The organism is Mesorhizobium sp. M0244 (assembly GCF_040321795.1).
Classification (GTDB): domain Bacteria; phylum Pseudomonadota; class Alphaproteobacteria; order Rhizobiales; family Rhizobiaceae; genus Mesorhizobium.
The window spans coordinates 17,713-29,133 of sequence record NZ_JAMYSE010000080.1 but is presented as its reverse complement, the minus strand read 5'-3'; the positions used below and the strand labels follow the sequence as shown (position 1 = coordinate 29,133).

Genomic DNA, 11,421 nt, shown 5'->3' with positions numbered 1-11,421 from the left:
TCGGACCCTGCTCTTCGCCACGCGGTCGTCCGTGCGCGACAGGAGAATAGCGCAGATTTATCAAAAAGGCTCTTGTCGATCACATCAGTGGTCCACGGATGCCTTGCCTTGGTCGTGCGGTGCTCGATGTCGTTCCTGGCGCAAGCGTATTCGAAAGCGTGAGCGCGGAAGATCTCGCCATTGGCGATTGCCTCCTTGATCAGCGGCACCGCCGAGCCACCGGCACCGGGGGTGGTGAACTGGATGCCGTTGTCGGTAAGCACGGTGTGAATCTTGTAGGGCACGGCCGCGATCAGCCGGAGCAGGAACTCTTTAGAGACGGCGGTGGGGGCCTTCTCGTGCAACTCGACGAAGGCGAACTTCGAGGTGCGGTCGATAGCGACGAACATGTGCAGTTTGCCCTGCTCGGTCCTGACCTCGGCAATGTCGATGTGGAAGTAGCCGATCGGGTAGCTCTTGAATTTCCTCTTCGCCGGTTTGTCGCCCTCGACATGCGGGAGCCGGCCGATGCCATGGCGTTGCAGGCAGCGATGCAATGAAGACCGTGTCAGGTGCGGGATGGTCGCCTGAAGCGCATAGAGGCAGTCGTCGAGCGGCAGCAGCGTGTAGCGGCGGAAAGCGACAATGACCGCCTCCTCCTCAATCGAGAGCACCGTCGATCTCGGTTCCTTCGGACCAGTCGGCAGATCGGCGACCGAAGCTCGCCTCTTCCACTTTGCAACCGTCTTCTGGTTGATCCCGTAGCGCTTGGCCAGCGTCCTCAGGCTCTCTTGACTATGCTGTATCGCTCGACGGACCGCCTCTGTCGTTGTGGCGCTCCCATGCAGAACTTGGCCCATAGCGCATCCTTTGATTCGGAAGGTAAGGATGCCCCATCAAAGTCTGGGATCAAACATCTAGTTTGAATTGTTCGCGGGCAGCATGGGCGACGACACCAATGATTACGGGGAGCGAACCCGTTGGAACGAGGCGTGCCGGCGCGAAGAGGCAATCCGCAAGTTCGTGGAGCGCTATCCAAAAAGCCTGAGCGGTCAGGCTGTAGCGGATCTGGCGTGGGAACTGGACCTCAGCCGGGCCCACTCTCTACAGGATGATCAAGCTGTTTCGAGCAGGTGGCACTGTAAGTTCGCTGATGGACCGCAAGCGCGGTCGGCGCCAGGGACATCGTGCCCTCGACAAAGATCGAGAAGCTCTCGTGCGACGAACGATTGAAGGCTTTTATCTCAAGCCGACACGCCCGTCCTTCGCGCAGTTGGTTCGCCAGGTCCAAATCGCCTGCGCAGCGGCCGGCCTTGCTCCACCAAACTGGCGCACCATCAAATCCCGGGTTGAAGAAGTCGATCTACGGGTGAGGGGGCGTAAGCGCGGCGAGAGCGAGGTCGTCAAAGCTACAACGGCCACGCCAGGTGCCCTTTCGGCGTCGCGGCCGCTCGAACTTGTGCAAATCGATCATACCAAAGTTGACGTATTCGTTGTCGACGAAGAAACGCGTCTGCCGCTCGGACGGCCGTGGCTGACACTTGCGTTGGACATCTTTTCTCGGATGGTGACGGGCCTCTATCTGACCATGGAGGCGCCGTCGCGATTATCGACAAGCCTATGCATACTGCACTCAGTATTCGACAAAACCCAATGGTTGCAGGAGAGGGGGTATCCATGAAGCGTGGCTAGTGGCCGGTTTGCCGGGAACGATACATGTCGACAACGGCGCGGACTTTCGAAGTCATGCATTCGAACGTGCTTGCCGGGACAACGGCATAAAGATCGATTGGCGTCCGCCGGGGACGCCTCATTTCGGCGGCCACATCGAACGGTTGATCGGCACGCAGATGGGCGCGGTTCATCTGCTGCCAGGATCGACCTCAAGCAACATCGAGGAACGGCGCCAGTATGATGCCAAACGCCATGCGACACTGACGCTTCGAGAGCTTGAGCGCTACATCGCACTCGAGATCGTTGGGCAATACCATCATGCTATCCATGGCGCACTCCGTCGGCCACCGATTGCGGTCTGGCGACAGCAGGAGAGTGAGTTGGTGTTGCGCCTGCCGAACGATCGTATGCAGTTCTGGATCTCCTTCCTGCCGGAGGCAGAGAGAACGTTGCGCCCGACCGGCATCCATCTTTTCAACATCCGCTACTGGTCGCCCGCCCTGGCCGCCGATATTGGACGAACCAAGGCCCGCCTGATTGTGAAATACGATCCCCGCGATCTGTCGCGCATCTTTGTTAAGCGGTCCTCAGGCAGCTTTGTTGAGGCTCGCTATGCCGATGTGACACTCGCGCCCATTACGTTGTGGGAGGCGCAGGCTGCCCGACGCAAACTTAACGCTCCGGGCAAACGCGAAATTGACATGCACGTCCTTATTCGCACTGCGCTCTCGCAGCGCGAACTGATCGAGCAGGCGAAAAACAAGACACAAGGGCGCCGGCTTGCGAAAACGAATGTGGATGACGATGAAGTGGGCTCGCTTCGTGGCGTCGATTCAAGCAAACCTGTTCCCTCCGTCGAAGAATTTGGATTGAGCCCCTTTGAGCACGGATAACGTCCATCTGACGCAGGCGGCCAAAGACCTCCTCGGCGAGCCCGATATTGTCCGAGTTCGCGCGCTTCAGGCTCGCCGATGGATTTTTTATCCGCGCGCCAAGCAGGCACTCGATCGTCTCAACCTGCTGGTCGGCCATCCGCGCGGCACGCGCATGCCCTCGGTCGCCATCTACGGCGACAGTGGTATGGGCAAGACGATGATCATGGAAAAATTCTGCGACAATAACCCCTCCCGCTTTGATCCGACGACCGGCGTTCAGGCTATGCCGGTTCTGGCAATCGAGATGACGGGGAAGCCAGGTGAGCGCCGTCTATATGCCGAGATCCTGGCTGCACTTGGCGCGCCACAGGCACCCCGCGCCGACATCGTGCAGATGGAGCAGGCGGCGTTGCGGCTTCTGAAAACGGTTGGCGTCCAGGTCCTGGTGATCGATGAAGTACATAACATTCTCGCCGGCTCGTACCGCGAGCAGCGGGTCGTGCTGAACACGCTGCGATTTCTCATGATTAGGTGCAGCGGTTGAGCGAGCTGGGCGCAATCTCACATTTAAGTGCAGCCGTCGTTCTGGTTTACCGCACTTTGGTCGCCAATGGACGCGTCGCCGAGAATCTCTTTTTGCTCGGTGTCGGTCGCCTTCTGGATCGCCCGCTTCTTAAGCTTGAACTCGGCATCCAGGAGCCGAAGCTTCTCTTCGCGCTCCTGCTCGAGGCGATCGATTCGATCCCCGTCATGACGCGGTGCTGGGCGGTCAACAGCGACGCATCATGCTGTGCGCGATAGGCTTCGCCGTAGCAGCGGAAGATATCCGCCACTTCCGGGCCCGAGCGGGCCATTGCCGCGACCGCTCAGAAGTATTGCGGCTTGGCAGGCGGCGGCACGGTGGGCGCCGAACGCGGCAAGAGCTCGAAGGGGTCGACGTGGCGCACGCGTTGTTGGTGACAATCCGCAGGTACGGGGCGGTGGTCGCGAGACTCCTGTGACCGAGCAGCAGTTGAATGGTGCGCACGTCGGCACCGGCCTCCAACAGATGCACGGCGAAGGCGTACCTCAAACCGACCTGCGCCGCGCCGCCTGGAGCAAACCGAACGAAACGAGTCCAAGCGGGCCGATTGGCGCACATGGGGAAAAATGGACGGGCTTGCGCAGCTTGGCTCTGCACACATGTGCCATCTCATCGGCCACACAATAGTAGCCGCTCAGATCCGGCGTCTGGGATACTCAAAAGCATTTGCGCTTGAGCTGGCGGAAAAACGTCGATGGTGCCGTCCGTCCCCTCAACAGAACTCAGCGCCGATGGACTGCTGATGGACTGACCCACGAACTCTTATGCTCCCTTACAAAACGTCGGGTCCCCGACACCACCGTCGGGTTCGTCGAGTCCGCGACCCCGGTACGGTGCGGCCTGGCGTCCTGCCGCACTCTTCACGGAAGAATATTCTTCTTCGGCTCGATCCGCCAATTGGCACGAGGTTTGCGAGCTTCGGTGCGAAGAAGCAGCTGCCGACCGGATCGTCATGGTCGTAGCTGCCCGATCGATGGACGAGGGAAGGAGTATCTCGCGGCGACGGGAGGTTCGGTGCAAGACCTTGTACTCAAAACACCTGCCGCCCTCAAAGGCGTTCAATCAACCTCAGGAGGAAACGATGAGCGAGTTCCTTGGCCATTATGTTGATCACCAGATGTCCTCGCCTTTCGCAATGGGGCGGCATTCGGCTAAGATCAAACCAATTGCGAACGATCTTGCAAGAAGCGGAGTTCTCCTGGTCGCATCCTGCTTGCGAGTTGAGGTCTATGGTCAGGAGCACGCACTGAGAAATATCGATAGCACGATATTTTCTGGCTTTTCAGCTGAACGAATTGAAGGTGCGGCCACTATTATTCAGCGCCTTGCCGAGATTGCGTCCGGCGCTCGTTCCCAGGTTCTTGGCGATAATTATATCAGCAATAATCTCGCGAAAGCTATCGAACTTCTTGACCCAAACCTTCCTATTTTCCGGATGGCACGGCTGGCAATTGATATAGGTCGTGCATCGCGCGAGCGACAGCGATTCATTGCATCGTTCAACTACTATCACATCATCCGAGACATCATTGCTGATCGATTTCCGAATGAAGAGCTACCCGACCGCCTTTACGTGATCGGGGCGGGGATGCCGGTTCGCGAGCTGATCAAAAGTGGTGTGGGAGAGCGATTTCGTTCTACAGCAATCGTAACGCGGAACCCCAAGAATCTTCGCAAACATCTCCGCGCTTGGACTGACATAGACGTCGCGCTCACGCGCCCGGCAGAGATTGGGCACGCACGCGAACCACGGTCGATCGTTGTGATCACAGGGGCCGATGTCAATGATGAATACCAAGCCATTCTCCAGAGCGCGCTTCTCCGATTAGAGCCGCGCACCATAGTAGATACGTCAACGATCCCGGCACTCTCGAAAGCCGCATTGATGAAACTCAACTATGTGACCGTGTACGACGACGAGTTTCTCCGGGCAATCGAACAAAACAACAAGCATATTGCTCCGAAACTGCCGCTTTTGTTGTCAGATATTGAAGAAACACTCCGAACAGCGCAAATCTATCTTTCCGCAAAGGCGCCGTAGCCCCCACAGCGGCACACACCGATTCGGCGACTGGAGAATAATGATGCTCATGGCACTCAAAGACACGGCGTACCGGTCACGGTGGGACCGCGATATGCCGCAGCTTTGGGCAAGAAAGCGACCTGCCAAGTTCGGGGTGGCTCCAGCGGAGGGGCTTGGGGACTAGCCCGTCTTATGCATGACAGCCTGTTGGAGAGGCTGGCGGATGTAGCGTAAGCGTTGATTTGGCGTAGGATTCGGTTGCTGAAGCCAACCCTACCACCAGATCTCGCGAGCCACACCCGCTATGACCGACGATACGTTGCCACCGTTGTGTTCCAGCCGTCGGACGCAAGAAAATCACAGCAGCGTTTGATGGCGGACGCATCACATCGGATGGCGGCGTCATGCTTCTGGCCGCCGCCGAGCGGCGTTTGCGACTGGCCGACCGGCTTGCGGCTGCGATCCACGATCCGCGTCACCCGGAGCGGGTGAGGCACGCCATGGCGACATCCTGCGCGCCCGCATCTTTGCGATCGCCTGCGGCTACGAGGATGCCAACGATCTCGACCGGCTGCGCACCGACCCGGCCTTCAAGCTCGCCTGCGGACGGTTGCCCGACAGCGGGCTCGACCTGTGCTCGCAGCCGACATGCTCGCGCCTGAGAACTTGCCCGACCTCAAGACCGTCATCCGGCTTGGCGATGTGCTGGTCGATCTGTGGCTGTCGAGCTATGCCGCGCCGCCCGAGAGCGTGACGCTCGACCTCGACGATACGCTCGATGTCGTTCATGGCCATCAGCAGCTGTCGCTCTTCAACGCTCACTACGACGAGCGCTGCTGTCGCCAACAGCGGCGTTCTGGCTTTGGCCGAGGTGGAAAAGCGGCTGCGGGTGGCCGAGCGTCTGGCGCGTTGTATCGACGATCCGCGCTGCCCGGACCAGGTCGTCCACAGCCTGGCCGACGTGATCGGCTTTCGCATGAAGATGATCGCCGCCGGCTACGAGGATGGCAACGACGCCAACCGGGCGCTCCGATCCGGTCTTCAAGATGGCCCAGGATGCGCTGCCGTCGGGTCGGGATCTGGCCTCGCAATCGACGATGTGCCGGCTGGAGAACCTGCCCGGCGTGCGCGAGCTGGTCGCCATGGGGCGGGCGATGGTTGACCTCTATTGCGCCTCCTTCCCGCAGGTGCCGAAGCGGATCGTGCTCGACATTGACGACACCTTTGATGCCGTACATGGCGGCCAGCAATTTCGCCTGTTCAACGCCCACTACGACGAATACGGCTTCCAGCCGATCGTGGTGTTCGATGGCGACGGCCGGTTCGTCGGTGCGGTTCTTCGGCCGGCCAAGCGGCCGAGCGGGGCTGAGATCCGCCCCCACCTGCGCCGCCTGGTGTGGGCGATCCGGAGCAACTGGCCGAACACACGGATCCTGATCCGGGCCGACGGAAATTATTGCAGTCCACCGGTCATCGACTGGTGGCGCGCCAACGATGTCGACTTCATCTTCGGGCTGGCGCCCACCACGATGCTGCGCAAGCAGGTCGCGGCTCTGGAAGCCAGCACGCTGGCGCGTTTTGAGGCGTCGGCGAAAACGAACAAGGTCCGCCGCTTCAAGGAGTTCTTTGACGGCGCCGCCAGTTAGAGCCGCCTGGAGCGCATCATCGCCCGTCGAGGTCGGTGCCCAAGGTACTGACACCCGCTTCATCGTCACCAATCAGGCCGGTGGCAAGGCCAAGGCGCTCTACGCGGACCTATACTGCCGGCGCGGAGCGGCCGAGAACCACATCAAGTCATGGAAGACGCATCTCGCCGCCGACCGCACATCCTGCACCAGAGCGACGGCCAACCAGTTCCGGCTTTTCCTGCATGCCGATGCCTACTGGATGATGTGGGGCCTGCGCGCCGCGATGCCGAAGCGTTCCAGGTTTGCCGTCGCCCAATTCGACACGCTGCGTTTGCGCCTCATCAAGATCGCCGCGCGGGTGGTCGAGATGAAGACGCAAATCCGCCTGCACCTGCCGACATCCTGCTCCGACCAGCGCATTCTGCGCATCGTCCTCGATCGTATCCGCCCAACTCGCGACATAACGATGGGGCGCAGACGCCCCGAAACGAACCCGTCGACCGCAACCTGCAAACCCCCGCCTGCCATCACGACGGAGCAATCCCGGCGCCTGACGGGGCGCGTGGAAAAGCACCGCAACGGCGACCACAGCGTCGCTTCAGGCCGTCAAAAGCTTATCGCCGTGCATTAAGGCGGTTAGAAAACACTCTCCTTTATCGAGCATTTGGGCTTCTTCTGCGGACCAAGCCACCCGCTCTTCCGATGACGAATTCCGGCTTCGATGAGATGAGGAAGCTCGACTACGTTTCCTTCAAAACCGACGAGCTTTCAGGAGCTCTGGCTCTGTGGCCGCATTGCGCAAGCAAGAGCAGGTTGGTGGGAAAATTGTGGGACAGTTCACCAATCTCGAAGAGGTGAAGCGCCTGATCAAGGCGGGGTTTGGTTTCGGGCCCCTGCCGATTCACGTCGTTGCTCCAGATGTGGAGCTGGGCAGCTCTGGCAACTTCCGCCATACACGAACATGACGTAATCGCGGGGGGCGGTGCCCACCAAAGCTGTGGCGGCGATGTTCGGAGCTCTAGCCGGCTGGCTGTCCCCCGATAGGATGAAGAACGGGCTCACGATGGACACCGGCCCCAGGCATCGAATGGAGGACAGCCATGGAGCAGTATATCGGTCTCGACGTGTCCACGAAAGACACGGCAATTTTGATCCGGCAGGACGGCAAAAGGATGTGGCGGGCAAGTGCGCGTCCGACCCGCAACTGCTCGCGGCGCTGATCCGCAAGCGCGCACCCGATGTGCGGCGGGTGGTGTTCGAGACGGGGCCGCTGTCGGTGTGGTTCTACCATGCGCTGACGGCAGAGGGGCTGCCGGTGATCTGCATCGACGCGCGGCATGCCAAGGCCGCGCTCGAAATGGCCGCGAACAAGACCGATGCGAACGATGCCGATGGCCTGGCACATCTGGCCGAGGTCGGCTTCTACCGAGAGGTTCGGGTCAAAGGTTTCGACAGCATGCTGATCCGCACGCTGATCACCGCGCGGCGCCAGCTTCTAAAGATGCGTTTGCAGATATCCAACCAAATCCGCGGATTGATGAAGACGTTCGGCCTCGTCGTGCCCAAGGGCGCCGGCAGCGTGTTCGAGCGCAACGTTCACGATCTTCTGCAGGGCGAAGCAAAGCTGGCGCGCATCGTCGTGCCAATGCTTCGGGCATGGAGTGATATTCGATACCAGATAGCAGAGCTGAGCAAGCAAGTGGCCGCGATGGCTCGTGAAGACCAGCACTGCCGTCTGCTCATGTCGGTGCCCGGTGTCGGCACCGTCACAGCCACCGCCTTTGCTGCGGCCGTGGAGGATCCGGCGAACTTCAGGAACTCGCGCGCCGTGGGCGCATGGGTAGGCCTGACCCGGAGGAACATTTGAAATTATTTCGGGTCAGTGTAGGCTGAAACACGTAAGTCCTCCGAGAGTACAGCCGTCACGGGAGATGCTTCAAAATATTTCATCGTCTTGTTGTTGTAAATTATGTCTTTTACATAGCAAAAACCGAGTTTCCGATTTTTACGCAATGAACGTGTGTTTGTTGGACGAACACATCCAGCAACCTTGTCAATCTTCAAGTTCTCGAAAGCAAATCGGAGTGCTGCCTTGCCGGCCTCGGTGCCGATTCCCTCCCCGGAGGCGGCAAAGTGGAGGGCAGTTCCGATTGCCACGGTGTTCGGATCTTCTGGCAGATAGGTGCCAGCACGCCACAATCCACAATAGCCGGCGAATCTTCTGGCTTGGCTTTCATCTTTGACGAACACCATCCAAAAGCCGAAACGATTGTCCTGCCAATGTTTGATAAACTTAAGCAGTTTGGCTTTCGACTGCTCTAGCGTCGGATAGACACCTTCCCCAACGGCGTTTACCACGAACGGATCCCTAAGAAGCCCATGTAGAAAAAGCTCGTCGCTATGCGACGGCGGCCTTAGAATCAGGCGCGGCGTTTCTAGGATGTACATCAGAAGGTTCCTTTCCGATCCGACTCTTGTACTTGAGCGGCACTCACCACAAACGTGGACTATAATCTCTTAGAATGCGCGTTCATTGGGTTAATTTTTAAGAAATTTCGGCAACAGTTTTGTTTCCGGCGTGCTCAAAGGACTCTGTTGCAAACTTTTCAGTTACGAGGGTTGTGGCACGTCGGTGGAGTTGAGCTTGCGGTCGACCCGGATCGCCAGGCACTCCCGGGTGAACTCGTCGATGATGTTGAGCATGCGGAACTTCCTGCCATTGTATGTTCGCCCCCCGACGAAGCCATAGGACCAGACATGGTTGAGGCGCTCGGGCCGAAGATGAACGCACGATCCGTCATTAGCCAGAGCCGGCCTCTCCTGGGTTGTTTGTGGGGGACCACCTTCAGCCCCTCCCGCCGCCAGATCCGCTCGACACTTTGGCATTTACCGTCCATCCCTCGGACCGAAGCGCCGTGATGCGGCGATACCCATAGCGGCCGTAGCGTGAGGCAAGCCGGATGATATCGGCAACCTTCTTCATCAGCCCGTTCATGGGGCTTTGCGCTGGGTCGAGCGATGCTTGCCGCGGGCTCAGAAGTTTCCCGATGCCGCCTCTTTCAGGATCAGCTTCTCGAGCGTCAGATCCGACACCGCTGTCGAGGCCGGTAACTTCTCCGGGGTCGGCCACGAATTGTTAGCACCAGCTGGTCCATCACCATCGCTTTTGTTGCGGAGAAAGTGACGCGATGGAGTGGACGATCTCGATCGAGGGGAAAAGCGCGCTTGGCGAAGTCTGTCGCCAAGAAGTTCGATTGAGAAAAGCGACGAACGCTTGCTCGACGGTGATATTGGCCTGTCGATCGACGACGGCAAGCAAATCATGGCGGCCCTGCAGAGCGCGGTCGTGAACCACGAGGCGGTGACCTATGCCCTTTTTCGCCGGGTCTGCCCCGATTGCCACACGTTTCGGCTGGTCAATGACTACACGATGCGCCGAATTCGAACGGTCCTTGGCACTGTGGAGGTTCGCAATCCACGTTGGATGCTGTGCCAGGACTGTCACCCAGGAATGGTAGCCGCGTTCGCGCCGCTGAAGGAAATCTGTCCGGATCGGGCCACGTCCGAGCTGATGGAACTGACGGCGCGACTGGGAAGCATGATGCCGTACCGGCTGGGAGCCAGCGTGCTCGCCGAATTCCTGCCCATCGAACCGACCGAGACGCATGCGACCGTGCGAAAGCGGACCATCAAAGTCGGCGAGCGGCTCAACGACCAGATCACTGAGGAAACCTGGCGCGCGAAAATGCAGATGGAGGAACGACATCAGCTCGAAATGCAGCTTCCTGGCGATCGACGCAAAGAGTTCGTCATCAGCATCGATACGGCGCACGTTCGCAGCGCCGATCCCAATTCAGCGCGAAACTTCGAACTCGTCGTGGCCAGATGCGGTCGCGGAGGTCGGGGGAAGTCGGCGGTCGCTACTTTGTCACCGCCAACACTGACCAACCTGCGATACGCGATCGAGCGCTGCACGCTCTTCGGGAAGAGGGGTATTGCGGCTTTGGGGACGTCACCGTGATCTCGGACGGCGCCGAAATCCTGAAGCGGCTTCCGCGCGCCATGCCGAAACCGACGACCCACATCATCGACTGGTTCCACATCGCCATGAAGATCCAGCCCATGCAGCAGATCGCTGATCACGTGATCCGATCCCAGTCTGGTCTCGCTGAAATACTTCCGACCATCGGCAGGGACATCAGAGCTGTGAAGTGGCGTCTGTGGCACGGACGCGGGGATCGCGCGATCCACGACCTGGAGCAGCTCTTGGCAAGCTTGAATGTCTCGCAAGGAGAAGGCGAGCTCTCAATGGTACGTCTCCACAGCTCGGGTCTCAGCTCCTCACCTACGTTCGTTCGAACCGCAGTGCGATCGTGAATTACGGAAAGCGCTATCAAGCCGGACTTCGCGTGGCCTTGCCGAGTCGGCGGTCAATTCCGTGATTGCCAAACGCATGGTCAAGAAGCAGCAGACGCGCTGGTCTCTACACGGTGCTCACATGCTGATGCAGGTTCGGACAGCCGAGATGAATAGTGAGCTTCGCGACCGACTGCGGGCACTATTTCGAGCACCAGAGCCGAGCGTGCCCTCACTATTCAAGTCCAAACCGCCCCTACTGTGCGCTGCGTAACCCCGGAGAAGTTACCGGTCTCGGCGAGA

The 11,421-nt window shown here is 59.4% G+C and carries 11 protein-coding genes and 5 pseudogenes; 12 read left to right on the top strand and 4 right to left on the bottom strand.

Features of this window, described 5'->3' with window-relative positions; all coding sequences use genetic code 11:
• Positions 1-839: DDE-type integrase/transposase/recombinase (locus NKJ08_RS30405; protein WP_352784820.1), on the bottom strand; the 839-nt coding region annotated here is incomplete at its 3' end.
• A 251-nt stretch (positions 840-1,090) separates the two neighbouring features.
• Between NKJ08_RS30405 and NKJ08_RS30400 the strand changes: the two genes are divergently transcribed.
• The 4 genes from NKJ08_RS30400 to NKJ08_RS30385 are packed head-to-tail and all read left to right on the top strand — an operon-like array spanning position 1,091 to position 3,329.
• Positions 1,091-1,660, top strand: coding sequence for a TnsB C-terminal domain-containing protein (locus NKJ08_RS30400; protein ID WP_352784818.1), 570 nt, complete (start codon positions 1,091-1,093; stop codon positions 1,658-1,660).
• 10 nt (positions 1,661-1,670) lie between these two features.
• The gene (locus NKJ08_RS30395) at positions 1,671-2,546 is read left to right on the top strand and encodes a Mu transposase C-terminal domain-containing protein (RefSeq protein ID WP_352784815.1); all 876 of its coding nucleotides are present in this window, start codon (positions 1,671-1,673) and stop codon (positions 2,544-2,546) included.
• Complete coding sequence (locus tag NKJ08_RS30390) at positions 2,533-3,072, top strand: TniB family NTP-binding protein (RefSeq protein WP_352784813.1); 540 nt, start codon at positions 2,533-2,535, stop codon at positions 3,070-3,072. Before NKJ08_RS30395 ends, NKJ08_RS30390 begins: the two co-directional genes overlap by 14 nt.
• Positions 3,069-3,329: a hypothetical protein gene (locus NKJ08_RS30385; RefSeq protein ID WP_352784826.1), complete on the top strand. Its 261-nt coding sequence runs from the start codon at positions 3,069-3,071 to the stop codon at positions 3,327-3,329. Before NKJ08_RS30390 ends, NKJ08_RS30385 begins: the two co-directional genes overlap by 4 nt.
• Before the next feature lie 65 nt (positions 3,330-3,394).
• Here NKJ08_RS30385 and NKJ08_RS30380 read toward each other — a convergent pair.
• Positions 3,395-3,600, bottom strand: a pseudogene (locus NKJ08_RS30380) (tyrosine-type recombinase/integrase); the annotation flags it as partial.
• Positions 3,601-4,192: 592 nt separating this feature from the next.
• Here NKJ08_RS30380 and NKJ08_RS30375 point away from each other — a divergent pair.
• The 7 genes and pseudogenes from NKJ08_RS30375 to NKJ08_RS30350 form a co-directional block, all read left to right on the top strand.
• Entirely contained in the window at positions 4,193-5,152 is a 960-nt protein-coding gene (locus NKJ08_RS30375) for a hypothetical protein (protein ID WP_352784811.1), read from the top strand.
• A 296-nt stretch (positions 5,153-5,448) separates the two neighbouring features.
• Positions 5,449-5,911, top strand: a pseudogene (locus NKJ08_RS30370) (transposase); the annotation flags it as partial.
• Positions 5,912-6,005: 94 nt separating this feature from the next.
• A complete protein-coding gene (locus tag NKJ08_RS30365) occupies positions 6,006-6,296 on the top strand; it encodes a transposase (RefSeq protein WP_502906360.1) in 291 nt (96 codons plus the stop codon).
• Entirely contained in the window at positions 6,181-6,780 is a 600-nt protein-coding gene (locus NKJ08_RS39125) for a transposase (protein ID WP_502906362.1), read from the top strand. The genes NKJ08_RS30365 and NKJ08_RS39125 overlap by 116 nt, the downstream gene beginning before the upstream one ends.
• Positions 6,761-7,393 carry a transposase gene (locus NKJ08_RS39120; protein ID WP_502906361.1) on the top strand — a complete coding sequence of 211 codons (633 nt, stop codon included), beginning with the start codon at positions 6,761-6,763 and terminating at the stop codon, positions 7,391-7,393. The genes NKJ08_RS39125 and NKJ08_RS39120 overlap by 20 nt, the downstream gene beginning before the upstream one ends.
• Positions 7,394-7,547: 154 nt before the next feature.
• Positions 7,548-7,727, top strand: coding sequence for a hypothetical protein (locus tag NKJ08_RS30355; protein ID WP_352784806.1), 180 nt, complete (start codon positions 7,548-7,550; stop codon positions 7,725-7,727).
• A gap of 135 nt (positions 7,728-7,862) precedes the next feature.
• Positions 7,863-8,620: pseudogene (locus NKJ08_RS30350) on the top strand (IS110 family RNA-guided transposase); the annotation flags it as partial.
• Between the two features lie 11 nt (positions 8,621-8,631).
• On the opposite strand, the gene NKJ08_RS30345 reads toward NKJ08_RS30350, so the two are convergent.
• Complete coding sequence (locus NKJ08_RS30345) at positions 8,632-9,210, bottom strand: GNAT family N-acetyltransferase (RefSeq protein WP_352784804.1); 579 nt, start codon at positions 9,208-9,210, stop codon at positions 8,632-8,634.
• Positions 9,211-9,387: 177 nt separating this feature from the next.
• Positions 9,388-9,730 (bottom strand): annotated as a pseudogene (locus tag NKJ08_RS30340) (IS3 family transposase); the annotation flags it as partial.
• Positions 9,731-9,950: 220 nt separating this feature from the next.
• Between NKJ08_RS30340 and NKJ08_RS39115 the strand changes: the two are divergent.
• Positions 9,951-11,392: pseudogene (locus NKJ08_RS39115) on the top strand (ISKra4 family transposase).
• Positions 11,393-11,421 lie beyond the last annotated feature (29 nt).

Coding starts and splice junctions, on each gene's coding strand:
- NKJ08_RS30375 (WP_352784811.1), top strand. CDS start 4,193: ATGAGCGAGTTCCTTGGCCATTATGTTGATCACCAGATGTCCTCGCCT.
- NKJ08_RS30400 (WP_352784818.1), top strand. CDS start 1,091: ATGATCAAGCTGTTTCGAGCAGGTGGCACTGTAAGTTCGCTGATGGAC.
- NKJ08_RS39125 (WP_502906362.1), top strand. CDS start 6,181: ATGGCCCAGGATGCGCTGCCGTCGGGTCGGGATCTGGCCTCGCAATCG.
- NKJ08_RS30345 (WP_352784804.1), bottom strand. CDS start 9,210: ATGTACATCCTAGAAACGCCGCGCCTGATTCTAAGGCCGCCGTCGCAT.